We start from the raw sequence: 24,448 nt of genomic DNA, 5'->3' as shown, positions 1-24,448 counted from the left end.
GTGCTGTGCGGGCTGGCGGTCGTACGGCGGCGGGGGCGGTTGTGGGCGGCGGTCGCCGGATTGCTCGTCGCGACGCTCGCCATCGCCGTGGCTCGGGTCGCGGGGTTGCCGGCCGAGCCAGGGCCGGGCGTGGCGCTCGGTTTGTCCGTGCTGGTCGCGTCGGCGGTCAGGGTGCTGCCGTGGCGGCAGGCGGCCGGTGTCGCGGCGGGCGGGCTCGCGGTCGCCTGCGGCAGCGTGCTCTCCGGGTCCCCTCATAACGCCGTGCTGCTGCTGAACTGCGCAGGCTGGCTCGCCGCCGTCGCCGCCGGTCTGGGGCCGCGGCTGCTCGCGGTCCGCCGCCGTGCCGCCGCCGACCGGGTACGCCGCCACGAACGTCTGGAGCTGGCCAGGGAACTGCACGACGTCGTCGCCCACCACGTCACGAGCGTGGTGCTCCAGGCGCAGGCCGCCCGTGTGGTCGCCCGCCGGCACCCGGAGAAGGCGGCCGACTCCCTCGACGCCATCGAGACCGCCGGAGCGGACGCCCTCGCCGCGACCCGCCACGTGGTGGGTCTCCTCCGTGAACCCGCCGCCGCGCCGCCGGGGGTGTTCGCGGGGTTCCGGCCCTCGGGGATGAGAGAGAGGAACGGTGCTGACCTCGCCGGGTTCGACGCTTCTGAGGCGTACGGCGGGGGCGGCGCCGATGACGGTCTCGGTGGCGCGGTGTCGGGCGGGTTCGGGCTCGCGAGGGTCCGGGAGCTGGTCAGCCGGTACGCCGGGCCTCCGGTGCGGTTGTCGCTCCCGGAGGGGGACCCGGAGTGGCCGCCCGGCGTGGCCGCTACCGTCTACCGGATCGTCCAGGAGTCCCTGACGAACGTCTCCCGCCACGCCCCGGACGCCGCCTCCGTCACCGTCGCCGTCCATGACGCCGACGGCATGCTGATCGTGGCGGTCACGAACGGGACGGCCCAGGACCGCCCACGCTGCGGCGGCGGCTACGGCCTGCTCGGAATGCGGGAACGCGTCGAGTCCCTCGGCGGCACGCTCACGGCCGGCCCACGCCCGGAGGGCGGCTGGTCTGTCAAGGCCGCCCTCCCCGCGAGGCCTCCCCGATGAGCATCACGGTGCTGCTTGCTGATGATGAGCCAGTGATCCGGGACTGTCTGCGGGTCATTCTGGAGGATCAGCCCGGTATTCGGGTGGTCGCGGAGGCGGGGGACGGCGCGGAGGCGGTCGCGCTGGCCCGCAGGTTGCGTCCGGACGTGTGCCTGGTCGACGTGCAGATGCCGGGGCTTGACGGTATTCAGGTCACCGCTGCGCTGGCGGGGCCGGACGTGCGCGCTCCGCTGCGGGTCGTCGTGGTCACCACGTTCGACCTCGACGCGTACGTCTACGGCGCCCTGCGCGGCGGCGCGGTCGGGTTCGTGCTGAAGGACGCCGGCCCTGACCTCCTCGTGGAGGCGGTCAGGGCCGCGCACGCCGGCGACGCCCTCATCTCGCCGCAGGTCACCCTCCGCCTGCTCCGCCAACTCACCGCCGAGGCGAAGCCGAAGAGCCGCGTCCCGGCCAGGCCGCTGTCCGAACGCGAGACCGAGGTGGTGCGGGCCGTCGCGAAGGGCCGGACGAACCGGGAGATCGGCACGGAGCTCGGCATCTCGCTGAGCACCGTCAAAGGCCACGTGGCGGCCGTCCAGGCGAAGCTCGGCGTACGCAACCGGGTGGAGATCACGGCCTGGGCCTGGGAGCACCGTTTGGTGAGCACCTGAGCAGACCCCTGCAGAAGGGCTCACGTCTGCTTGGCGGGCATCACGACGATCTCCGGCAGGTTGACGTGGCGCGGCTGCCCGACGGCGAAGGCGATGACCTGCGCCACGTCGTCGGCGGTGAGCGGGTCGATGCGCTTCTTCATGTCCTCCGTCCAGGCGACCCCCATCTCCGAGCCGGACAGCAGCTCGGTGAGGACCATGCCCGGCCGCAGATCGGTGACCCGCACGTCGTGCGGCGCGAGCTCCATCCGGAGATGCCTGGACAGATGGCTGACGGCCGCCTTGGTCGCCGCGTACACCGGCGCCCCCGGCTCCACCTGGGTCGCCGCCGCCGACGAGACGTTGACGAGGTCGGCGGCGCCGCCGGCGGACGCGGCCGCGACCAGCTCGGGTAGCAGGGCGCGGGAGAGGCGGAGCAGCCCGGTGAGGTTCAGGTCGATCTGGCGCTCCCAGGAGTCCGTCGGGCCGCCCAGCACCGGGCCGGGTGACAGGATCCCGGCCGCGTTCACGACCAGGTCCAGGCCGCCCAATTCCCTGGCCGCCAGCCGAGCACCGGCTTCGACCGTGTCCGCGGCGAGGTCGAGGACGATCGGCACGGCGAAGCCGCCCGCGTCCTTGATCTCCGCGTGCAGCGCGTCGAGGCGGTCCTGACGGCGGGCCACGAGGGCCACCCGCGCGCCCTGGGTCGCGAGCAGCCGGGCGGTGGCCGCGCCGATCCCGGAAGAGGCCCCGGTCACGACCGCGCGCCGACCGGCAAGAGAGGACTGAGAAGTCATCGCATTTCTCCAGTTGAGTGGGTTCGGCAGAGATGCTGCTGCACGTCGTACGGGGACAGGGAGGACTCTGGTGAGGGTGGTACTGGCAGGGTCAGGGCAGCGCGTCCGGAATGTCTGATACTGAAGGGTGTGGACGTGAGGAAAGAGCTGGGAGAGTTCCTGCGCTCGCGGCGCGCACGCGTACGGCCCGAGGACACCGGGCTTCCCCTGTACGGGGAGCGCCGAAGGGTCACCGGGCTCCGCCGCGAGGAGGTGGCCCTGCTCGCCGGGGTGAGCGTGCCGTACTACGTGCGCCTGGAGCAGGGACGTGCCGCCAATGTCTCCGACGAGGTGCTCGGCGCGATCGCCCGGGCGCTGCGGCTGGACGAGACCGAGCAGGCCCACCTGCGCAACGTGGCCCGCTCTCTGCGCCGCCGTACGGAGCCACGGCCGTCGCGGCGCGTCCGGCCCACGATCCAGCGGCTGCTGGACGCGTGCGGAGGGCCCGCGTTCGTCATGGGCCGCCGTACCGAACTGCTCGCCTGCAACCGCCTGGCCGCGCTCCTCTTCTTCGGCCGCACGGAGCCCGCACCGCCCGCCGAAGGTCTCAACTGCGCGCGCCTGGTGTTCCTCGACGAGTCCGTCCGGGCCCTCTACCTCAACTGGGAGGACAAGGCACGCGAGACGGTGGCCTTCATCCGGCTCGACGCCGGTCGCCATCCCGGCGACAAGGAACTCGCCACGCTGATCGGCGAGCTGTCGATGCGGAGCGCCGACTTCCGCCGCCTGTGGGCGGAGCACGACGTCAGAGAACGCTCGAACGGCGAAGTCCGCGTGGACCACCCGCTCGTCGGCGAGCTGGTCCTCGACTACGAGAGCCTGAAGGTCGGCGATGACCCCGACCAGGTGCTGGTCACCTACCTGCCCGAGCCCGGCTCACCCAGCGACGAGGCCCTCCGCTTCCTGGCCAGCTGGCACAGCGGCCCTCTCCAGCCGCAGAACGCCGAACACTGACGTTCTCCCAGCGCCGGAGCTGGGACCTCCGTGCTCTGTCAGCCGGTGTGAAGGATCCGGAAGCGATCGGGTTCCGCCGGATCTCGATCGACGACTTGCACGGGCGTCCAAGCCCCTTGCCAAACGCTGATGCCCGGCGTGCGGGAGAACCGGATCTGCCCGCGGGTGCCCTCGACCGCGACGCACGGCCAGGATTCGGCGATGCGCGCCCGGTCCACGCCGTGAGAACGCAGCACATCGGCGAGGACGGCGACCGTGTCGTAGCCCTCGAACGCGACGAAGGAGGGCGCTTCGGCCAGCCGCTCGCGGAGGGCCGTCTCGACTCGTGCGCCGAGTGGGCCGAGGCGCTCGGGCAGGTAGCGCAAGAACGGGATCGCGGCGCTGTCGTCGCCCAGCAACGTCGCCCATTCGGCGAACTCCGGCTGCCCGGCCGGAGCACCGATCATGATCCCGGCGAGGCGCTGGTCGTGGCGGACGGACCTGACGATCGACACCGCCGGCTCCGGGTGGCCGACCAGAAGAAGGAGGGCCGTCGCTCGACTGTCGACGAGTTCGTCGCACACGGCCGTGGGAGCGAGCGCCCGCATGTCGAGCTCGATGACGGCGCCGCCGCGTGGAGCGAGGTGGTCCCGCAGAATGCGGGCTCCGGACGCCCAGTAGACACTCGGTTCCGCTGCGACGGCGATTCGGCTGTGGCCCGCGCCGAGGAGGAAGTCCGCGTAGATCCGCCAGCCGTGGGACTGCGCCGGGGCGAGACGCGCGACCCATTCCGTCGGCTGTTCGGTGAGCGCGTCGAGAACCGCTGAGGAGCAGAGGAACGGCAAGCCGAGGGCGTCGGCCCTGGCGGCAGCGGCGCGAGCGACGACGCTGTGATATTCCCCCGCCAAGGCAGCCACGCCCAGGCGGGCCAATTCGTCCACGGCCGCCGCGGCCCTTCGTGGATCAGCCGCGGTGTCCCGGACCACCAGCTCGAGTGGTCTTCCGACGATCCCGCCGGCGTCGTTGACGTCGCGAACGGCCAGCTCGAGCCCAGCGAGCAGGTGCCGGCCCGCCTCGACCCAGCCAGGCCGGGTCAGCGGAACGAGAGCGCCGATCTGGACGGCTGATTCGTCGGTCCGCTCCACTCCAGGTGGCGATGGTGGCGTATTCATGCGTTCGCGTCTCCCGAGTGACGATTCGGCTGCCCTTTGCCCGGATCGCAGAGTGAACGCCGCCGAGAGTAGCCGAGCCGGGAATGGCCGGCTTCGGCGCCCCGTCCCGTGGCCGTCAGCGGGCCCTCGCACCGCCGGTCGAGCCGGAGGGGTTTCGGTCAGCTCCAGTAACAGGCCTTCCGGGAGTTGCCAAGGCTCACCACGGGGCTCACGCCGAGAAACCTACACGGACCCGACAGAAGCGCATATATATCGAAAAAAGGCATTTTTCGATATATTGAGATGGAAAATGCGCGGGAGTTGTGACGGCCATTACTCGCTGATGGTGAGGAAGCGTTTCAGTGTCCACCCTGGCGGGTAAAGCCGACGTGAATTCTGAGCTGCCTGTTTCCAGGAGCCACAGATGTCCCGTATCTCGCTCACGCCGGCCGCCCGCGAGTCTCTGCGCGACGACGAAGTGGTGTTCTTCGACTGGCACGTGACCGGCCTCTGCTGCGCGGACGCGGGAGAGTTCTCGCTCAGGCCGTTGCGCCGGTCCCGGTTGCCCCGGCGCTCGCGCCGCCTCGGGACGACCGATCTGGTGTACGCCCATCCGTTCGCCTGGGTGCATCTCGCCGAGCTCCCCGTCACGATCGACTGCCGTCCGCTGTGGCGCTGGCGGCGCTTCACCTCCGATCTGCCGCCGGATGCCGGACTGCGCTGCTGCCTGGGCCGCCCCCTGTATGGCCCCGCCTCACCTGGAGGTAACCGTTGAAGCTGCGTTCCATCCTCATCTGGACGGCGGTCGCCATCGTCGGCGGCGTGGGGTGGGCGATGCTCGCCCTGTCCAGAGGAGAGAACGTCAACGCGGTGTGGCTCCTGTGCGCCGCGCTCGGCTCGTACGCCATCGCCTACCGGTTCTACGCCCGCTTCATCGTCAAGAAGGTGCTGCGGGCCGATGACCGCAGGGCCACTCCGGCCGAACGGCTCGACAACGGCGTCGACTACCAGCCGACCGACCGTCGCATCCTGTTCGGCCACCACTTCGCCGCCATCGCCGGGGCCGGGCCGCTGGTCGGGCCCGTGCTGGCCGCGCAGATGGGCTACCTGCCCGGCACCATCTGGATCATCGCGGGGGTGATCTTCGCCGGGGCCGTCCAGGACATGGTGGTGCTGTTCTTCTCGATGCGCCGCAACGGACGCAGCCTCGGGCAGATGGCCCGCGAGGAGATCGGCCCGGTCGGCGGCGCGGCGGCGCTCATCGCGGTCTTCGCCATCATGATCATCCTGCTGGCCGTGCTGGCGCTGGTCGTGGTGAACGCGCTGGCGCAGTCGCCGTGGGGTGTCTTCTCGATCGCGATGACCATCCCGATCGCCCTGTTCATGGGCTTCTACCTGCGGATGATCAGGCCCGGCAAGGTCGTCGAGGCCAGCGTGATCGGCGTCGCGCTGCTGCTGCTGGCGATCGTGGCCGGCGGCTGGGTGCAGGAGTCGAGCTGGGCGCCGTTCTTCACGCTGAGCCCGTCCGCCATCGCGCTGTGGCTCATCGCGTACGGGTTCGTCGCCGCCGTGCTGCCCGTCTGGATGCTGCTGGCGCCGCGCGACTATCTCTCCACCTTCATGAAGATCGGCACGATCGTGCTGATCGCGATCGGCATCGCGGTCACCATGCCGGTCATGCAGACCCCCGCCTTCACCGACTTCGCCTTCACCGGCGACGGGCCGGTCTTCGCCGGATCGCTGTTCCCGTTCGTGTTCATCACGATCGCCTGCGGCGCGTTGTCGGGGTTCCACTCGCTGATCTCGTCCGGCACGACGCCCAAGATGATCCAGAAGGAGAGCCAGGTCCGCCTGATCGGGTACGGCTCCATGCTCATGGAGTCGTTCGTGGCCGTCATGGCCATCACGGCGGCCTGCGTGCTCACCCCCGGCCTCTACTTCGCGATGAACTCCCCGGCCGGCGTCGTCGGCACCACCGTGCAGAGCGCCGCCGAGGCCGTCACGAACATGGGCTTCATCATCACGCCCGAGCAGCTGCAGGCGGCGGCGACGGCCGTACAGGAGGAGACGCTGATCGCCCGGACGGGCGGCGCGCCGACGCTGGCGGTGGGCATCTCCCAGATCTTCTCCGGCTTCCTCGGGGGCCAGGCGCTGCAGGCGTTCTGGTACCACTTCGCGATCATGTTCGAGGCGCTGTTCATCCTCACCACCGTCGACGCCGGCACCCGCGTCGGGCGCTTCATGCTCCAGGACACCATCGGCAACCTGTGGAAGCCGATGGGCCGGGTGAGCTGGTGGCCGAGCGTCTACATCTCCAGCGCCGTCGTCGTCGCGGCCTGGGGTTACTTCCTCTACCAGGGCGTCAACGACCCTCTCGGCGGCATCAACCAGCTGTTCCCGTTGTTCGGCATCGCCAACCAGCTGCTCGCCGCGGTGGCGCTCACCGTCGCCACCACTCTGCTGATCAAGAGCGGGCGGCTGAAATGGGCCTGGGTCACGGCGGTGCCCCTGGCCTGGGACGTCGCCGTCACGCTGACGGCGAGCTGGCAGAAGATCTTCTCGCCCGACCCAGGGCTCGGCTTCTTCGCCCAGCGCGACCGCTACCAGACCGCGCTCGACCAGGGCCAGTTGCTCGCGCCCGCCCGGACGGAGGACGCGATGCGGCAGATCGTGATCAACTCGACCGTCGACGGCATCCTGACGGCCCTGTTCGCCATTCTGATCATCGTCGTCATCGTGGACGCCATGCGGGTGTGGGTGAAGGCGATCAGATCGCCGGAGCCGCTGCCGAGCACGGAGGAGCCGTTCCAGGAGTCGAAGATCCTCGCGCCGTCCGGCCTCATCCCCACCCGCGAGGAACGGGAGGCGATGGCCAGGGCCACAGCGGGGAGCTGAGCGTCAGGGCGCGAGCCACCGCTCGGTCGGCCAGGTCTCGCGCCTCCAGGCGCTGTCCCAGAACATCCACTCATACGCCGCCGCCCGGCAGTACGCCCGCTCCATGGCCGCGCGGGTGTCCGGCCCGGCGGCGGCGGCGAGCCGGTCGGCGACGGCCTTGGCCTGCTCCACGGAGGCCGCGAAGCCGGGGTCGGAGTAGGTGGAGATCCACTTCCCGTACGGGTGGCCGTCCAGGTCGCCGGCCCTGCCGAGCAGCGCCGTGCCGACGTCCTGATAGATCCAGAAGCACGGCAGCACCGCCGCCGCGATCACTGGGTACGGCGCGGTGAGCGCGGTCGCCTGCAGGAACGACGCGTACGCCAGGCACGTCGGCGACGTGGCGACGCCCTCGCCGTCGGCGCCCAGTTCGGCGACGTAGCCGGCGTGCAGCAGGCGCTCGGCGGCCAGCGCGGTGTGCGCGCTCTGCGCGTAGAACGCGGCCTCCGCCGGGTCGCCGGCGCGGGCCGACGCCGTGGCGAGCGTCTTGGAGAACGCCTCCAGATAGCGGCCGTCCTGCACGATGTAGAACGCGAACCGGTCGGGTTCGAGCGTGCCGTCGCCGAGCGCGACGTTGAACGGGTGATCGTGGATGGCCTTCATCAACTCGGCCGTGCGCTGCCACATGTCGTCGCAGAACATGACGTCCCTTCGCTAGTGCGAACTAGAGCAGGTTCGACGGGTGTGATCTCAGCCCGGACGCCCGGGCACCCCGCGTCAACGCGCCGACTGTAACACGGGATTAGCCGGACATCTCGTACGTCAGCCCTCATGTGGGTTGTTACCTGGCGATTCATTCCAAGATCAGGCAGTTGCTCCTTGATCAACATCCAGGTTTCGGCTGCGGTTAACCCGGCCTGATATGTCGCTTTGTAACGTTCGTCCCAGTCGCGCGCCCTCCTCCCCGTGCGGTCCCGATCGGGATCAGGACGCGGTCGCTGATCAGGCCCTGACCTCCTTCTCTCTGCACGACCACGTCCGAGGAGACGCATGTCCACGGAAACCCTGACGTCCGCCGGCGCGCCCATCGACGCGCCCATCGACGCGTACGGCACGCCGCTGATCGACGCCGCGGACCTCGTCCCCGGAGCCCGCGTCCTGATCAAGGACGAGACCCGGTACGCCTCCGGCAGCCACAAGGAACCCGCGGCGCGGGCCGTGGTGGCCCGCGCCGCCGCCGACGGGTACCGCCATGTGGTGGTCGCGACGTGCGGCAACTACGGCCGCGCGATGGCGATGGCGTGCCGCGCCGCCGGCATGACCTGCACGGTCGTCCTGCCCGAGGGCTGGAGCGACGGCGGCGCGTGGATGCGCGACGCGGGGGCCCACGTGCACCTGGTGCCCGGCAGCTACGAGGACGCCGTGGACGAGTCCCGCCGGGTGGCCGCGGAGGAGGGCGCGGTCGACGGCAACGTGGACGGTCCGTACGCGGACGCGGTGTTCGAGGGACACGGCGTGGTGGTCCCCGCGCTGCGGGAGGCCCTCGGCGAGCCGCCCGCGGCGCTGTGGGTCCCGGTGGGCAACGGCACCACGACGATCGCCGTCCACCGCCGGATGCGGGCACTCGGCTGGTCCAGCGTGATCAACGGTGTGTGTTCCGCGGGCAACAACCCGGTGGTGACGAGCTGGCCCGGCGAGTACCGGATGTTGCCGCCGGACGCCGTCACGGCGTCGGACCACAACCAGCCGCTGGTCAACTGGCACGCCCTGCAGGGCGCCGAGGCCATGGCGGCCATCGCCGACACCGGCGGCGCGGTGTTCGGGGTCCACGACGAGCAGTTGATCGAGGCCAGGGCCGCGCTCACCCCGTACGGTGCGAGCCCGACCGCGGCCGGGGCGGCGGCCCTGGCCGGGCTGCTCGCGCACGCCCGCGCGGCGGGCCCGCTGTCCGGAACCCACGTCGTGCTGCTCAGCGGACGCTGACCGTACCTGCCGCACCTGATCGGGGAAACGATGACCGCACTGACCGGAGGCGGCCTCGCGCTGCTCTTCGCGCGCACCAAGGTGACCCGGGACGACCAGCGGGTCTTCGTCGCCAAGCTGGCCGCGCTGGCCGTGCTGACCACCGTGGGGGTGGTCCTCGCGCTGCGCCCGGAGTTACCCCTGGTCGCCGTGGGCGTGGTGATCCTCGCCGCGATGTACACGCACGCCGTCGAGTTGCAGCACCAGTGCCTGCACCACTCGGCGTTCCGCAGGCCCTGGCCGCACCGGCTGGCCGGCGTACCGCTGGGCCTGCCCCTGATGGTGGTCTACAGCCACTACCGCCTGCGTCACCTGCAGCATCACCGTTATCTCGGCACGCCCCAGGACACCGAGTTCTTCGGCTTCGACACCCGGGCACCGCTGACCGTGTCACACCTGGTACGCGGGCTGCTCGACTACCGGCGGCTCGCCTCGGTCCTGTGGGAGGTGCTGCTCGCCGCCACGGGCTGCTGGACGTACGGGTTCGGCGCGGTCAGCCCGGCCATGCGCCGCCGCATCGTCGTGGACCATCTGGTCCTGGGCGGGGCCGTCCTGGCCGCGCTCGGCGTCGCCGTGGCCGGGTACGGCCAGTACCCGCTCCGGCTGTGGGTGCTGCCCCTCCTGCTCGCCGTGCCACTGCACTTCCTCGTGGAGCTGCCCGAGCACGTCCTCTGCGACACCGACAGCACCGATGTGCTGCGCAACACGCGGTCGATCAGGGGGAGCCGGCTGAGCACCTGGTTCACCAACGGCAACAACCTGCACATCGAGCACCATGCCGCGATGAGCGTGCCGATCAACCTGCTGCCCGGCCGTCACGAGGAGACCCGCCGCCACGCCGTCCACGTGGAGCGTACGTACGCGGACTTCTACCGCACCCTCTGGGCGGCCCTTCGCCGGCCGCACGGGAGAGGTGCGGCATGAGCGACATGCGCATCGCCGGCCCGGCGGAGGCGTCCCACGGTTCCGCCACGGGATCGCGGGACGCGCTGGAGGCCCCGGCCTTCGACGTGCTCGCCGCCGTCGCCGAGCAGGCACACCGAACGCCCGGCGCACCGGCTCTGATCGACGCGACGGGGCAGACCTCGTACGCGGCGCTGGTGGCGGAGGTGGACCGGCTGGCGGGTGTGCTGGCGGCCGCCGGGGTCCGGCCCGGTGACCTGGTCGGGCTGTGCCTGCCGCGCGGGCGGGCCGCGGTGACGGCGCTGCTCGCGGTGTTGCGCGCCGGGGCCGGGTACGTGCCGCTCGATCCCGGCCATCCGGCGGCGCGGCTGGCGCTGATGCTGGAGGACACGCGACCCAGGGTCGTCCTGGTGGGCGCCGCCCCGCCGCTGCCCGCCGGCACCCCGGTGCTGCGCCTGGAGGAGGCCGGCCCGGCCGACGCGCCGCCGCCCGCCCCCGCCGCGTCTCCGGACGACGCCGCCTACGTCATCTTCACCTCCGGCTCCACCGGCCGTCCCAAGGGCGTGCTGGTGCCCCGGCGCGGCTGGTCGCACTTCTGCGAGGTGGCCCGGAACGCGTACGGCATCGGGCCTGACGACCGCGTGCTCCAGTTCGCCTCGCTCAGCTTCGACGCGAGCGTCCAGGAGATCTTCCCCGCCCTGATCGCGGGCGCGGCCGTCGTCGTCCGCGACGAGGACATGATCAGCCGTCCGGACCTGTTCCTCGACCGCTGCGCCGACCTCGGCGTCACCGTGCTCGCCATGGCCACCGCGTACTGGCGGGAGCTCGTGTCCGCGATCGACAGGCACGAGGCGGCGCTGCCGGCGAGCGTCCGCATGGTGATCATCGGCGGGGAGGCGGCGCATGCGCGGACCGTCGAGCGCTGGCGCGCGCGGGTCCGCCCCGGCGTGCGGCTGCTCAACACCTACGGCCCGACAGAGACGATCGTCACGGCGACCGTCGCCGACCTGACCTCCTGGTCCGGTGCCGACCCGGTGCCGATCGGGTTTCCGCTGCCAGGAGTGACCTGCCGGGTCGTCGGGCCGGACGGCACCGAGGCCGCCGCCGGGCAGCCGGGCGAGTTGCGCATCGGCGGCGCCGCCTTGGCCATCGGCTACCTGCGCCGGCCCGAGATGACGGCGGAGCGGTTCGTCCCGGGGCCGGGCGGAGCACCCGAGTACCGCACCGGTGACCGCGTACGGCGGCTGCCCGACGGGACGCTGGAGTATCTGGGCCGGCTCGACCGGCAGGTGAAGATCCGCGGCTTCCGGGTGGAGCCCGCGGAGGTGGAGGCGGCGCTGCGCCGGCTCGCGGGCGTCGCCGACGCGGTGGTGCTGGCCGACGAGAGCGACGGGCAGACACGGCTGGTGGCACACCTGATCGCGGAGGACGGCCGTACGGACGCGGCCGAGGTGCGCCGGCGCCTGCGCGAGCAGGTGCCGCACCACCTCGTGCCGGCCGTGATCCGCTGCCACGAGTCCTTTCCGCTCACCCTTCAGGGGAAGGTCGACACGGCCGCGCTGGCGGCCGCGCCGCCTTCCGTGCCGCCTTCCGTGCCGCCTTCCGTGCCGCCGGTTGCGGTCGACGGCGACGTGCCGGGCGGGGACCCTGGTTCGGCGGAAGGCTCGGGCGACACCGCCGAGGCGCGCGTCCGCGGGCTGTGGGAGAGCCTGCTCGGCGTCACCGGCGTCGGGCCCGCCGACGACTTCTTCGCGCTCGGTGCCGACTCGCTCCAAGCCATCCGCCTGATCAGCCGGCTGCGCCGGGAGTGCGGGGCCGAGCTGGCGCTCAGCGAGCTGTATGCGGCTCCGACGTTCGCCGACATGGTGGCGGCGGTCCGCGCGTCGGCCGCGGCACCCGGCTCCGCCGTGGACACGCAGGCGGGCTCCGCACCCGGCACACCGGAGGCCCGGGACACGCCAGGAGGACCGGCTGAGGGCGGACCGGACGACGAGCAGCGGGTGCTGCCGCTCACCGGGATGCAGCGGACGTTCTGGATGGCCGAGCAGCTGACCGCCGACCTGCCGGCGTACACCCTCGGCATCCGGTACAGATGGGCCGGCCCGGCTCGGGCAGAGCTGATCGAGGCGTGCCTGGCCGAACTGGTCCGCCGGCACCCCGCGCTGCGGACCCGCTTCCCGTCCGAGGACGGGGAACCGGTCATGATCGTCGACCCGCCGGGCACCGTGCCCCAGACCGTGCCCCAGACCGTGCCCCAGACCGTGCCGCTGACTGTGATCGACCTGCGCGACCTGCCGCCGGGGGAGCGGGCGGCGCGCGCCGCGCGGGCGCGTCGGCAGGCCGTACGGGAGCCGCTGGACCTCGCGGCGGGCCCGCTCGCCCGCATGGTGCTGCTGCGCACCGGCGGCGACGACGAACTGCTGCTCGTCGTCCACCACCTCTGCTTCGACGGCTGGTCGGCCGGCGTGTTCGCGGACGAGCTGGCGGAGCTCTACCACGACCTGGCGGAGGGCCGCGAGCCGGTCGAGAGCCGGCAGGGCCGGCCGGCGGAGCCCGGCCGTCGCAGGCCGCCAGGCGCCGACGACGCCTACTGGCGGGACCGGTTCTCCGATGCCGACCTGGACGTGGAGTTCCCGGCCGACCGGCCGCTCCCGGCGGCGCGGTCGTTCGCCGCCGAGCGGATCTCCCGCGAGCTTCCGCCCGATCTGCTCGACCGGCTCCGCTCCTGCGGGCGGGAGCACCACGCCAGCCTCTTCATGGTGCTGCTGGCCGGGGTGCAGGCCTTGATCGGCAGGTACACCGGGCACGGCGACGTGACGGTGCTGGCACCGGTCGCCGGGCGGGACGCCGGCTCGGAGCACCTCGTCGGCGCCGTACTCAACATCCTGCCGCTGCGCGGTGACGTCGGAGGCGATCCCACGTTCGCCGACCTCCTCTCCCGGGTCCAGGAGTCGGTCGTACGCGACCTCGAGCACCAGGACCTGCCGTTGCCGGACATCATGGCGGCGATCGGGCGGGCGCAGGCCGGCAAGGTCAACCGGCTGAGCGGGATCAGCGTGACCGTGCACAACACCCCCGCCCCGCGCCGCCCGCTCCTGCGGTACGCCGGTGACGAGCCGCCGGCCGCGATGCTGGTGGATCTCGCGTTCGGCCTGCACTTCACGGTGGACGGCCCCGTCCTGACCGTCGACTACGCCACCGAGCTGTTCGACGCCGAACGCGTCGAAGCCCTCGGGGACCACCTGCTCACCCTGCTGGAGGCGGCGGCCGCGGCGCCGGCCACACCGGTGCGCGATCTTCCCCTGCTCACCGCGGCCGAGCAGGACCGCATCGTGCGCGAGTGGAACGACAGCGCGATCCCGCTGCCCGCGGCGGACACCGTTCACGAGCTGTTCGAGCGGTGCGCGGCGGCGGCGCCCGACGCGCCGGCACTCACCGCGGGCCCGGCGACCGTCACCTACCGGGAGCTTGACGAGCGCGCCAACCGGCTCGCGAGAGTGCTGCGCGGCCACGGGGTGCGCCCCGGCACGCGGGTGGCGATCTGCCTCGACCGGGGCATCGAGCTCTTCGCCGCGATGTGGGCGGTGCTCAAGGCGGGTGGCGCCTACGTGCCGCTGGATCCGGCGTACCCGTCGGAGCGGCTCGCGTACATGGTGCGGGACAGCGGCGCGTCCGTGCTGGTCACCCGGCTGGACCTGCCCGCCGCCCCGCCCGCGCCGGACGGCGCGGCGGTCGTCGCCCTGGACCGGGACACGGCCCGGATCTCCGCGGAGAGCGGCGAGGACCTGGCGGCGACGGCGGGGCCCGCCGACCCCGCCTACGTCATCTACACCTCGGGCTCCACGGGCCTGCCCAAGGGCGTGGTCGTCACCCACGCCAACCTCGTGCACGCGGTGGCCATGTGGCAGCACGCCTACGCCCTCGACCCGGGCTGGACGTACCAGCAGGCCGCCAGCTTCTCGTTCGACATGTTCGTGGGCGAGACCCTGCGCGCGCTGTGCACCGGCGGCAGGCTTGTGGTCGTGCCGCGCGAGGTGCTGCTCGACCCGGCGGAGCTGTACGCGCTGATGCGCGCGGAACAGGTCAACTCCACCGAGCTGGTGCCCGCCGTGCTGCGCAGTCTGCTCGCGCACGTCGAGGCGGTGGGAGAGCGGCTGGAGTTCGTCCGGCTGCTGATCGGCGGCGGCGAGAAGTGGCAGGTGCGGGAGTACCTGCGGGCCCAGCGGCTGGTGGGCCCCGGCAACCGGGTGGTGAACGCGTACGGCGTCACCGAGGTGACGGTGGACAACGTCTACTTCGACGGCGACGTCTCCGCCCTGCCGCCCGACGCGCCGCTGCCGATCGGCCGGCCGTTCCCGAACAACCGCGTCTACGTCCTGGACGCGTACGGCAGGCCCGTCCCGCCCGGCGTGGTCGGCGAGCTGTACCTCGGCGGCGTGGGCGTCGCCCTCGGGTACCACGAGCGGCCCGAGCTGACGGCCGAGCGGTTCCTCACCGACCCGTTCGTCCCGGACGGCCGCATGTACCGCACCGGCGACAGCGCCCGGTACCACCGCGACGGCAACGTCGACTTCCTCGGCCGGCTGGACGATCAGGTCAAGGTCAACGGCTACCGGATCGAGCTGGGAGAGGTGGAGGCCGCCCTGGCCGGGCTGCCGGAGACGCTCGCGTCCGCCGCCGCGGTGCACACACTGCCATCGGGCCTGGCCCAGCTCGTCGGGTACGTGGTGCCGAGACCGGGCGCCGACGTCACCGAGGCCGCGGTCCGGGAGGCCCTGTCCGCCACTCTGCCGGTCCACATGGTGCCCGCCCGGCTGGTCGTCCTGCCCCGGCTCCCGCTCACCCCCAACGGCAAGCTCGACCGGCGGGCGTTGCCGGCCCCGCCCGACGCGGCGGCGGCGTCGGCGGGTGCCGCCCCGCGGACCGCCACCGAGCGTCGCGTCGCGGCCGTCTGGTCGGAGATGCTCGGCGTCGACGAGTTCGGCGTCGACGACAGCTTCTTCTCCCTCGGGGGCGACTCCTTCACCGCCCTGCGGCTCGTCCGGCGGATCGACCCGTCGCTGGCGCTGGTGGAGCTGTACCGGCAGCCCACCGTACGCGGCCTTGCCGCCCTGCTCGACCAGCGGTCGGCCGAGCCGCGCCCGCGACGGCTGCTGCACCGGCTGACCCCGTCCGACGCGGGCCAGGGCGGCGTCACGGTGGTGACGATCCCCTACTCCGGCGGCAGCGCGATCGCCTACCAGCCCCTGGCGGCGGCGCTCCCCGCCCACTGGGCCCTGTACGCGGTCGAACTTCCCGGCCACGACCAGAGCCGGCCGGACGAACCCCTGCTGCCCGCCGCCGACGTGGCCGAACGCGTTCTCGCCGAGCTCCGGTCGCTGTCCGGGCCGGTGCTGCTGTACGGGCACTGCCTCGGCAGCGCCGTCACGATCGAGGTCGCCCGCCGGGCCGAGGAGGCGGGCGTCGAGCTGATCGGTGTCGGCCTCGGCGCGAGCTTCCCCACCGCCCGGTTGCCCGGACGCTTCTTCGACTGGTTCCACCGGCTGGTGCCGACCGACCGATTCACCTCCGACCGCGAGTACGTCTCCTTTCTGCGCGCGCGGGGCGGCTTCACCGATCTGGACGGCCCCGAGCAGGAACAGTTCGTGCTGCGTAACGTCCGGCACGACGCCCGGGACGCCGAGGAGTACTTCACCGCCGCCTACCAGGGGGCCGGTCAGGCGCGGCTGCGCGCTCCGGTGCTCAGCGTGGTCGGCTCCCGGGACCGCGTCACGGAGCTGTACGAGGAACGGCACCGCGAGTGGGAGCACTTCGCCGACACGGTCGAGCTGGCCGTCCTGCCCCGGGCCGGTCACTTCTTCGTGAAGACCCACGCGGAGCCGCTGGCCCGGACCCTGGTCGAGCATGCCGAGCGGTGGCGGGGCGGGAACGCGCCGCGGCCGGGCGAGGACGAGGGACCCGCCCCGGCACGGGTACGCGACCGCGCGCCCAGTCAGGTGGCGCCTGCCCTGTCCCGGTTCGCGTTCGTGGCCCTGGGTCAGTTCGTCTCGATGATCGGCAGCAGCCTCAGCACGCTCGTCCTGAGTATCTGGGTCTACCAGCGCACCGGCTCCATCACGGAGTTCGCGCTGATCAACGCGATCGGCATGCTGCCGGGAATCGTCGCCGGGCCGGTCGCCGGCGCGGTGGCCGACCGCTGGGACCGCCGGCGCATCATGCTGCTCAGCGACACCGCGGCGGCCGTGGCGATGGGCGTGCTCGGCCTGCTGGTGTTGGCCGGCGGCCTGGAGACGTGGCACGTCTACCTGGCCGTGTCGGTCACCTCGGTCGCCGGCGCCTTCCAGCGTCCCGCCTACGTGGCCGCGGTCGCGCAGCTGGTGCCGAAGCGCTACCTCGGCCACGCCAACGGCATCGCCCATCTCGGCATGGGCGTGGGGACAGTGGTCGCACCCCTGATCGGCGCCGGTCTGATCGACGTCATCGGCATCGAGGGCGCCCTCGCGCTGGACGTGCTCAGCTTCCTGCTGGGCGCCGCCACGCTGCTCGCGGTCAGGTTCCCCGACATGCTCTTCCGTCACCGCGACGAGAGCTTCCGCAAGGAGATCATCGCCGGCTGGCGTTACATCGCTCACCGCCCGGCCCTGCTGCGTGCGATGCGCTTCTTCGTCGTCCACCACGTCCTGTACATGATCGGCTTCTCGGTGATCGTGCCGATGCTGCTGACCGAGCGGTCCACGGCGATGCTGGGCACGGCGCTGGCGGCGGGCGGTCTGGGCGCCCTGTGCGGCAGCCTCGTCATGGGCCTGTGGGGCGGCACCGCCCGGAGGGCCACAGGGCTGATCGTGGTGCTGGGCGTGTCCGGTGTGGGAATGTCCGTCACCGGCCTCGCGAGCCCGTACCTGCCCGTGATCGGCCTGTTCACGATCTGGTTCTGCGACTCGATCGCCGAAGGACACTGGCTGGCCCTGGTGCAGGCGAAGGTCGGGCTGGAGCTGCAGGGCCGGGTGCTCTCCCTGTTCATGATGACGATGACGCTGACGATGCCGCTCGGCTATCTGGTCATGGGGCCCCTGGCGGAGCGTCACGTTCAGCCGCTGCTCGAACCCGGGGGCGCCCTCGCCGGCAGCGTGGGTGCGGTGATCGGCACCGGGCCGGGCCGTGGTCTGGCGCTGCTGGTCGTCCTCAGCGGCCTGCTGCAACTGCTCTGGGTGATCGCCGGCTGGCGCGACCGTCGGCTGCGCTTCATGGAGGACGAGCTCCCGGACGCCGTGCCGCCCGCGGAGCTCGGCGAACTGGACGACCTGCAGCGGGAGGCCGACGCCCGGCTCGCGAGGAGAGCCCGGCTGTGACGACCGACGAGGAGGCCGACCCCCGGGTGCGGGCGTGGGAGCCGGCGTGCCGGGCCGTCGCGCTGCTGCTCGGCCCGTACGTCGAGGTGGTCCTGCACGACCCGGGCACCCGTCGGGTCCTCGCGATCTGGAACCCGCTGACCGCCCGCGCACCGGGCGACCCGTCGTCGATCGGCGAGCTGGACAGTCTCGATCCGGCGGCCCGGGACGTGTCCGGGCCGTACGAGAAGCTGCTCGCGGACGGCCGGCGCCTGGCGTCGGTCAGCGCGGTCCTGCGCGACCCGGACGGCGGCGCGGCGGCGGTGCTGTGCGTCAACCTCGACCGCACGCCCCTGGAGCAGGCCGCGGCCGCGCTCGCGGCCTTCGCCGCGCCGAGCGTGCCGCGGCCGGAGCCGCTGTTCGCGGACGACTGGAACGAGCGCGTCCGGCACATCATCGGCGCGTACGTGCGCGCCTGTGGCCGTCCGGTGGAACGCCTGACCCGCGCCGACCGGCTGGCCGTGCTCGCCCGGCTGGAGGAGGCCAAGGTCTTCACGGTACGCCGGGCGGCTCCGGTCGTCGCGGGGACTCTGCGCGTCTCCCGGTCCACCGTCTACGGCCTGCTGGCCGAACTCCGGGCACCCGACGGGGTCAGCCGGGCATCTCGGGCGGCAGGTGGCTCCTGTCGTTGAAGAAGAGCAGGGCCGGCGGGCGGCCGGCGGCGTAGCGGATGGCGGTGAGCGCGGCGTTGGCGTGGTTGAGCCCGAGCCAGCGCGCCTCGGGGGCGTCAAGAGCGTGCCTGACCAGCCAGGCGATGAGGAAGTTGTGGGTGACGACCAGCTCGTGGCGGGTCTCGTCCGACGGGCCGGTGAACCGGGCGACGGCCTCTCCGGCGAGCTCCGGCTTCACGTCCTCCGGCGGGAACTGGGCGAGGAAGCCTAGGTAGTGGTCGGCGGCCTGCGGCGGCAGCTCGTCCCGGCGCGGCACGTACGGCACGTAGTCGCCGGCGGGTTCGCAGGCGTGCACGGGGACGCCGGGAAGACGCGCGGCGGCGATCCGGGCGGTCTCGGCGGCCCGGGGGAGCGGCCCGTGGTGGACGGCCGCGAGGGGGACATCGCGCAACCGCTCGCCCAGCAGCGCGGCCTGGCGCCGGCCTGCCTCCGTCAGCCCGCTCTCGTCGGGGGTGGCTTCGCCGTGGCGGGCGAGGTAGAGGTAGCGGGTCAAGGCAGCGGGCTCCTTCCGTACGGGTTCGGCCATTGTGCCGTGAATCGTTGACCACACGTTCGAATGTCGGCATCGTAGGGCGGGTGGCCGCTGACGAGACGCGCGACGGGGTTGCTCTGACCAACCTCGACCAGCCGCTGTTCGACGGGGCGGGGGCGACCAAGCGCGACCTGGTCGACTACCTCGACGCCGTCCGCGACCGCATCCTGCCGGTGCTGCGCGACCGGGCGCTGTCGGTCATGCGGGTGCGTCCGGGCCAGGAGCCGTTCATGCAGAAGAACCTCCCCAAGTACGCGCCCGACTGGATCAGGTCGGTGTCGTTCTGGGCGGAGGCGTCCCGCCGGCAGGTGACGTACGCGCTGTGCGACGACCGCAGGACGTTGCTGTGGTTCGCCAATCAGCGGGCGGTGGAGTACCACCCGGCGCTGTTCGTCGGCGATCACGCCACCCACATGGTGCTCGACCTCGACCCGCCCGAGCACGACGACTCCTTCACGCTGGCCGTGCGGGGCGCGTTCCTGGTGCGGCGGGCGCTGGCGGACGCCGGCCTCGCGGGGGCGGTCAAGACGAGCGGGGCCAAGGGCGTGCACGTTTTCGTGCCCGTGGCGGCGGGCGTCGCGCCGGAAGACCTGGCCGCGGCCACCCGTGCGCTGGCCGCGCGCGCCGAGCGGCTCGATCCGGAGCTGGCGACCACGGCGTTCATCCGGGAGGACCGGGCGGGCAAGGTCTTCCTCGACTCCACCCGCGCGGGCGGGGCCACCGTGGTGGCCGCCTACAGCCCGCGCATCCGGCCGGGGGCGCCGGTGTCGTTCCCGGTCGCGTGGGACGACCTCGACCGGGTGGCGCCGGGCGACTTCACCGTCCATACCGCGCCCGGCCTGCTCGCGGACGCCGACCCGTGGGCCGAGCAGATGCCCGCGCCGCAGCGCCTGCCCGACGACCTCGTCGCCGAGGGTCACACCATTCCGGTCGCTCGCGTCCAGGCCATGCACGAGGGCAAACGCCGCGCTCGTGCCCGCCGCGCCGAGTAGACAACCTCAGAGAATTTTTGCCAGGTCACGTTCCGTTCGCGGTGGCCCGGCGGGAATGTGCGCATTAGCTGTCCACCCAAGGGATCCGTATGCGCAGATTCGTCATCCTCATCAGCGTGCTCACCTCGCCGCTGGCCCAGACCACGCCGGCCCACGCGGCCGGGCCCGGCGACGAGTTCGCCGAGCAACTCGTCGAGAGGGTCACGGGCGCCGCCGCCGAGAAGCACCTGAGGGCCTTGCAGGAGATCGCCACCGCGAACGGCGGCAACCGCGCCGCGGGCACGCCCGGCTACGTGGCCTCCCGCGACTACGTGGCCGGCATCCTGCGCGAGGCCGGATACGAGGTGACGCTCGAACCGATCCAGTTCGTGCGGAGCTGGAGCGAGACGACCCCTCCGGTCCTGAACATGACCGGCCTCGCCGCGAAGTCGTACGCGGCGAACCAGGACTTCCGCACCTTCCGCCCCTCCCCGGCGGGTGACGTGACCGCGCAGGTGCAGGCCGTGGACCTGACGCTGCCGCCGAGCGCGCAGACGAGCTCGACCAGCGGGTGCGAGGAGTCCGACTTCAACGGGTTCGTGGCCGGGCGGATCGCCCTCATCCAGCGTGGCACCTGCCCGTTCGTCGAGAAGGTCGTCAACGCGGACGCCGCCGGCGCCGTCGGCGTCATCGTCTTCAACGAGGGTCAGGAGGGACGTACGGAGTCCGAGCCGCTCGACATCGGCGAGTGGCGGGCCGGCATCCCGATGGTGTACGCCGACTTCGCCGTCGGCCAGGAGCTGGCCGCCACGCCGGGCACGACCGTCCGGCTCAAGGTCGACGCCGCGCTCGCACTCGCCACCGACCACAACGTGCTCGCCGAGTCCCCCTCCGGCGACCCGCGCAACGTCGTCATGGTCGGCGCCCACCTCGACAGCGTGCCCGAGGGGCCCGGCATCAACGACAACGGCTCGGGCAGCGCGGCGATCCTGGCGGTCGCCGAGGAACTGGCGAAGGTCCAGGTCACGAACAAGGTCCGGTTCGCGTTCTGGGCCGCCGAGGAGCTCGGGCTGCTCGGCTCCGACCAGTACGTCGCGTCGTTGCCGCCGGCCGAGCGCGACCGCATCCGCCTCTACCTGAACTTCGACATGGTGGCCTCGCCGAACTACGCGTACAAGCTGTACGACGGCGACGACTCCGACCGCGCCGGCGCGCCCGCGGGCCCGCCCGGCTCGGACCTGATCGAGGCGCAGCTCGCGGCCTTCTACCGCGCCCGCGGCCTGACCAGCGTCGGCACCGACTTCGACGGCCGCTCCGACTACGGCCCGTTCATCGCGGCCGGCATCCCGGCGGGCGGCATCTTCACGGGAGGCGAGGGCCTCAAGACGGCCCAGGAGGCGACCCTGTTCGGCGGGACGGCGGGCGCCGCCTACGACGCCTGCTACCACCGCGCGTGCGACACGATCGCCAACTACGCTGCCACGGCGCTCGACGTCAACGCGGACGCGATCGCCGACTCCACGGCCCGCTTCGCCTTCGACCTGAGCGCCATCCCGACGCGCACCCCGGCGGGCTAGAAGGGGAAGCCACCTCGGGGATGCCGGACCACCGTCCCCGCCCGCGATCGCGAACGTCAAAGCTCGCTTCCGCCCCTCATGAGCCGTTGACGCCGCGTCGACATCACGCGCCGCCTCAGGTGTGACATCGTGCACATTGTCCAGATATGTGCATCTATGCACATAGATAGGCCCCGAATCCGATTTATCGTCGTTGCGGCCTGGGTGAGCCGGGCCATGACGACGGAACGGGAGGGCCGCGTCCCCGTCCGCACCGGGGGCGCGGACCGTGCGGTCAGGGGGCAGGGCATGGACAAGATCGGCAATCGGGTGGTCGACCACATCGTCGGCTACCTCGCCGCGGCCGGCGTGGAGTACATCTTCGGGGTCGACGGCGCCAACATCGAGGACGTCTACGACGCGGCCCACTACCGCGACGACATCACCGCGGTGCTGGCCAAGCACGAGTTCTCGGCCACGACGATGGCCGACGGCTACAGCCGCGGCGGCTGCGGGCTCGGCGTGGTGGCCGCGACCTCCGGCGGCGGGTCGCTGAACACCGTTCCCGGGCTGGGGGAGGCGCTGGCCGGCCGGGTACCGGTGCTGGCGCTGATCGGCCAGCCGGAGTCGGCGCTCGACGGGCTGGGCTCCTTTCAGGACACCAGCGGACGCAACGGCGCGCTGGACGCCGAGGCGCTCTTCTCGGCGGTGTCGGTGTTCTGCCGGCGGGTGCTGGAGCCGCGGGACATCGTCTCCGTGCTGCCCCAGGCGGTCGCGGCGGCCCGTACCGGCGGCCCTGCGGTGCTGCTGCTGCCGAAGGACGTCCAGCAGGCTGTGATCGACGTCGCCGGCGCCGGCAGCCTGGCGCAGAGCGTCGGGACCCGCCTCGACGACCCACGGGTGCTCGTGGAGGCGTTGCGGTCCGCGGCCGGACCGATCACGATCGTCGCCGGTGAGCAGGTCGCCCGCGACGACGCCCGGCTGGAGCTGGAGCAGCTGCGGGCGACGTTGCGCGCCCGGGTGGCCGTCGTCCCCGACGCCAAGGACGTCGCCGGCACCCCCGGTATGGGGGCGTCGGCGGCGCTCGGCGTGACCGGGGTCATGGGGCACCCGGGGGCCGCCGACGCGGTCGCGGGATCGGCGCTGTGCCTGCTGGTCGGCACCCGGCTGACGGCGACCGCGCGCTTCGGCCTCGACCTGACGCGGGTGCCCGTCCTCTCGATCGGTTCGGCGGCGCCGTACGTGCCCGCCACGCACGTCGCGTCCGGCGACCTGCGCGTGTCGCTGGCGCTGCTGGCGAGGGAGTTGTCCGGCGACGCGCGGCAGCGGGTGCCCGAGCCGGTGCGGCACACCGAGCTGGTGCCGCCGCCGCACGACGGCCCCGGCGTGCGCTACCGCGAGGCGATGGCGGTGCTGGACGCCGGGTTGCCGGACGGTGCCGACGTCATCGTCGACGCGGGGAACATCGGCGCCTCCGCGATCCACTACCTGCCGGCACGCCGCGACGGCCGGTTCGTCGTGGCGCTCGGCATGGGAGGAATGGGCTACAGCTTCGGAGCCGCGATCGGCATGGCGTTCGGGCGCGGGCGGCGGACCGTGGTGATCGCCGGGGACGGCTCGTTCCTCATGCACGGCATGGAGATCCACACCGCGCTGCAGTACGGGCTGCCGGTGACGTTCGTGCTGTTCGACAACCACGCGCACGCGATGTGCGCGGTCCGCGAGCGGCTGTTCTACCACGGCGCCTACAGCTACAACCGGTTCCGCCCGAGCCGGCTGGGGGCGGGGCTGGCCGCGATGTTCCCCGGTCTGCCGGCGGTGGACGTGGACGACGCCGCCGGATTGGCCGGTGCGCTGCGGGCGGCGCTGGAGGTGAACGGCCCGTCGGTGGTGAGCGTCGAATGCTCCCCGGACGAGATCCCGCCATTCGCCGGCTTCCTGCGCGCGGCGGAGAATGCTTGATCAATTGCGTCGGACCCGGTGACGACCGGCCAACCACTTTTCTATGGTTGACCGCGAAAAAGCGGCAAACGCCTGACCGCGCTGCCGCTGCTGATTAAAGTGGAATTCCCCATCTCAACGCGATATTTCGTGATATCTGCAGCGCGAGGAGCCACGCCCCCCTGTGAATCACCGCGTAACCGACGAGGCCATGGTTCAAGCCCTCTACCGCCAGTACGGCGCCCCCCTGATGGCCTTCGCCGTCCGGCTTACGGGCGGCGATCGGCGCTGGGCCGAGGACGTCGTCCAGGAGACCCTGGTACGCGCCTGGCGCAACCTGCATGATCTCCGTACCGACTCCGGGTCGCTCATGCCGTGGCTGGCGACCGTGGCGCGCCGCGTCGTCATCGACGACCGGCGCCGCTCGGGTTCGCGCCCCCTCGACACGGTGGAGGACATCGCCGACCGGGCCGAGCCCGTCGCCGCCGAGGACGAGCGATTACTCAGGGAGATCATCGTGACCGACGCGATGATGTCGCTCTCCCCGGCGCACCGGCAGGTCCTCACCGAGACGTTCCTGCTGGACCGGTCGTTGCAGGAGGCGGCGGAGATCATCGGCGTGCCGGTCGGCACCGTGAAGTCCCGGGTGTACTACGCCATGCGGGCCCTGCGCGTGGCGCTGGAGGAAAGGGGGGTGACGCTGCCGTGACAAAGGCGCGTCACGATGGAACGGGGGTGACGCCGCGATGACGGAGGTCCATCACGAGGACGTGGCCGCGTACGCGCTGGGCCTGCTCAACGAGGAGGAACGCGCCGCGTTCGAGCGCCATCTGAAGAGCTGCGGGAGCTGCGCCGGCGAGGTCGGCTCGTTCGCCGCGATGGGGGAGCTGATCAGGGGCGTGCACCCCGATGACCTCCTGCCCCACCCGCCCGAGCCCCAGGTGGAGTC

Annotated in this window: 18 protein-coding genes and 1 riboswitch; of the genes, 14 read left to right on the top strand and 4 right to left on the bottom strand. The window is 72.4% G+C overall.

What is annotated here, in order from left to right; all coding sequences use genetic code 11:
* Together E1286_RS50685 and E1286_RS32070 are read left to right on the top strand one after the other, a co-directional pair.
* A partial coding sequence (locus E1286_RS50685; RefSeq protein WP_246075404.1) for a sensor histidine kinase occupies window positions 1–1,095 on the top strand: 1,095 nt, incomplete at its 5' end.
* Window positions 1,092–1,745, top strand: a complete 654-nt coding sequence (locus E1286_RS32070; protein WP_132618412.1) for a response regulator — start codon at window positions 1,092–1,094, stop codon at window positions 1,743–1,745. The genes E1286_RS50685 and E1286_RS32070, both read left to right, overlap by 4 nt.
* Before the next feature lie 20 nt (window positions 1,746–1,765).
* On the opposite strand, the gene E1286_RS32065 is transcribed toward E1286_RS32070, so the two are convergent.
* Window positions 1,766–2,521, bottom strand: coding sequence for an SDR family oxidoreductase (locus tag E1286_RS32065; protein WP_132618410.1), 756 nt, complete (start codon window positions 2,519–2,521; stop codon window positions 1,766–1,768).
* A gap of 135 nt (window positions 2,522–2,656) precedes the next feature.
* On the opposite strand from E1286_RS32065, the gene E1286_RS32060 reads away from it, so the two are divergent.
* Complete coding sequence (locus E1286_RS32060) at window positions 2,657–3,514, top strand: helix-turn-helix transcriptional regulator (protein ID WP_342776284.1); 858 nt, start codon at window positions 2,657–2,659, stop codon at window positions 3,512–3,514.
* A gap of 38 nt (window positions 3,515–3,552) precedes the next feature.
* Here the strand turns inward: E1286_RS32060 and E1286_RS32055 are convergent, their stop codons facing one another.
* Complete coding sequence (locus tag E1286_RS32055) at window positions 3,553–4,638, bottom strand: ABC transporter substrate-binding protein (RefSeq protein ID WP_246075403.1); 1,086 nt, start codon at window positions 4,636–4,638, stop codon at window positions 3,553–3,555.
* Window positions 4,639–5,068: 430 nt separating this feature from the next.
* On the opposite strand from E1286_RS32055, the gene E1286_RS32050 reads away from it, so the two are divergent.
* Both E1286_RS32050 and E1286_RS32045 read left to right on the top strand, forming a co-directional pair.
* On the top strand, window positions 5,069–5,419 hold the full coding sequence (locus E1286_RS32050) for a hypothetical protein (protein WP_132618406.1): 351 nt from the start codon (window positions 5,069–5,071) through the stop codon (window positions 5,417–5,419).
* Entirely contained in the window at window positions 5,416–7,539 is a 2,124-nt protein-coding gene (locus E1286_RS32045) for a carbon starvation CstA family protein (RefSeq protein WP_132618404.1), read from the top strand. Before E1286_RS32050 ends, E1286_RS32045 begins: the two co-directional genes overlap by 4 nt.
* Window positions 7,540–7,542: 3 nt before the next feature.
* On the opposite strand, the gene E1286_RS32040 is transcribed toward E1286_RS32045, so the two are convergent.
* A complete protein-coding gene (locus tag E1286_RS32040; protein WP_132618402.1) occupies window positions 7,543–8,217 on the bottom strand; it encodes a TenA family protein in 675 nt (224 codons plus the stop codon).
* Window positions 8,205–8,300: riboswitch (TPP riboswitch) on the bottom strand. (Overlaps the previous gene by 13 nt.)
* A 265-nt stretch (window positions 8,301–8,565) precedes the next feature.
* Here E1286_RS32040 and E1286_RS32035 point away from each other — a divergent pair.
* From E1286_RS32035 to E1286_RS32020, 4 genes are read left to right on the top strand one after another with little or no spacing between them, the layout of a single operon-like run.
* Window positions 8,566–9,498, top strand: a complete 933-nt coding sequence (locus E1286_RS32035; RefSeq protein ID WP_132618400.1) for a pyridoxal-phosphate dependent enzyme — start codon at window positions 8,566–8,568, stop codon at window positions 9,496–9,498.
* 30 nt (window positions 9,499–9,528) lie between these two features.
* The gene (locus E1286_RS32030; protein ID WP_132618398.1) at window positions 9,529–10,461 is read left to right on the top strand and encodes a fatty acid desaturase family protein; all 933 of its coding nucleotides are present in this window, start codon (window positions 9,529–9,531) and stop codon (window positions 10,459–10,461) included.
* Window positions 10,458–17,789, top strand: a complete 7,332-nt coding sequence (locus E1286_RS32025) for a non-ribosomal peptide synthetase/MFS transporter (RefSeq protein WP_223190604.1) — start codon at window positions 10,458–10,460, stop codon at window positions 17,787–17,789. Before E1286_RS32030 ends, E1286_RS32025 begins: the two co-directional genes overlap by 4 nt.
* Complete coding sequence (locus tag E1286_RS32020; RefSeq protein WP_132618396.1) at window positions 17,786–18,460, top strand: helix-turn-helix transcriptional regulator; 675 nt, start codon at window positions 17,786–17,788, stop codon at window positions 18,458–18,460. The genes E1286_RS32025 and E1286_RS32020 overlap by 4 nt, the downstream gene beginning before the upstream one ends.
* On the opposite strand, the gene E1286_RS32015 is transcribed toward E1286_RS32020, so the two are convergent.
* Window positions 18,420–18,992, bottom strand: coding sequence for a histidine phosphatase family protein (locus tag E1286_RS32015; RefSeq protein WP_246075402.1), 573 nt, complete (start codon window positions 18,990–18,992; stop codon window positions 18,420–18,422). The two genes, E1286_RS32020 and E1286_RS32015, sit on opposite strands and share 41 nt — an antisense overlap.
* 83 nt (window positions 18,993–19,075) lie before the next feature.
* Here E1286_RS32015 and E1286_RS32010 point away from each other — a divergent pair, with 83 nt between their 5' ends.
* The 5 genes from E1286_RS32010 to E1286_RS31990 form a co-directional block, all read left to right on the top strand.
* A complete protein-coding gene (locus tag E1286_RS32010; protein WP_132618392.1) occupies window positions 19,076–20,023 on the top strand; it encodes a DNA polymerase domain-containing protein in 948 nt (315 codons plus the stop codon).
* 89 nt (window positions 20,024–20,112) lie between these two features.
* A complete protein-coding gene (locus tag E1286_RS32005) occupies window positions 20,113–21,579 on the top strand; it encodes a M20/M25/M40 family metallo-hydrolase (RefSeq protein ID WP_132618390.1) in 1,467 nt (488 codons plus the stop codon).
* 216 nt (window positions 21,580–21,795) lie between these two features.
* Entirely contained in the window at window positions 21,796–23,520 is a 1,725-nt protein-coding gene (locus E1286_RS32000) for a thiamine pyrophosphate-binding protein (protein WP_223190602.1), read from the top strand.
* A 163-nt stretch (window positions 23,521–23,683) separates the two neighbouring features.
* A complete protein-coding gene (locus tag E1286_RS31995) occupies window positions 23,684–24,208 on the top strand; it encodes a sigma-70 family RNA polymerase sigma factor (protein WP_246075401.1) in 525 nt (174 codons plus the stop codon).
* A 37-nt stretch (window positions 24,209–24,245) separates the two neighbouring features.
* A partial coding sequence (locus tag E1286_RS31990; protein WP_187368251.1) for a zf-HC2 domain-containing protein occupies window positions 24,246–24,448 on the top strand: 203 nt, incomplete at its 3' end.

The sequence above is a fragment of the Nonomuraea terrae genome (assembly GCF_004348995.1).
GTDB lineage: Bacteria > Actinomycetota > Actinomycetes > Streptosporangiales > Streptosporangiaceae > Nonomuraea > Nonomuraea terrae.
Note: the sequence above shows the minus strand (reverse complement) of the source record. Positions and strands in the feature narration are given on the sequence as shown.

What these genes read in the sequence shown, in the direction of transcription:
- E1286_RS32025 (WP_223190604.1), top strand. Translation starts at nt 10,458, where the DNA reads ATGAGCGACATGCGCATCGCCGGCCCGGCGGAGGCGTCCCACGGTTCC.
- E1286_RS32005 (WP_132618390.1), top strand. Translation starts at nt 20,113, where the DNA reads ATGCGCAGATTCGTCATCCTCATCAGCGTGCTCACCTCGCCGCTGGCC.
- E1286_RS32000 (WP_223190602.1), top strand. Translation starts at nt 21,796, where the DNA reads ATGACGACGGAACGGGAGGGCCGCGTCCCCGTCCGCACCGGGGGCGCG.
- E1286_RS32070 (WP_132618412.1), top strand. Translation starts at nt 1,092, where the DNA reads ATGAGCATCACGGTGCTGCTTGCTGATGATGAGCCAGTGATCCGGGAC.
- E1286_RS32065 (WP_132618410.1), bottom strand. Translation starts at nt 2,521, where the DNA reads ATGACTTCTCAGTCCTCTCTTGCCGGTCGGCGCGCGGTCGTGACCGGG.
- E1286_RS32040 (WP_132618402.1), bottom strand. Translation starts at nt 8,217, where the DNA reads ATGTTCTGCGACGACATGTGGCAGCGCACGGCCGAGTTGATGAAGGCC.
- E1286_RS32035 (WP_132618400.1), top strand. Translation starts at nt 8,566, where the DNA reads ATGTCCACGGAAACCCTGACGTCCGCCGGCGCGCCCATCGACGCGCCC.
- E1286_RS32030 (WP_132618398.1), top strand. Translation starts at nt 9,529, where the DNA reads ATGACCGCACTGACCGGAGGCGGCCTCGCGCTGCTCTTCGCGCGCACC.
- E1286_RS32050 (WP_132618406.1), top strand. Translation starts at nt 5,069, where the DNA reads ATGTCCCGTATCTCGCTCACGCCGGCCGCCCGCGAGTCTCTGCGCGAC.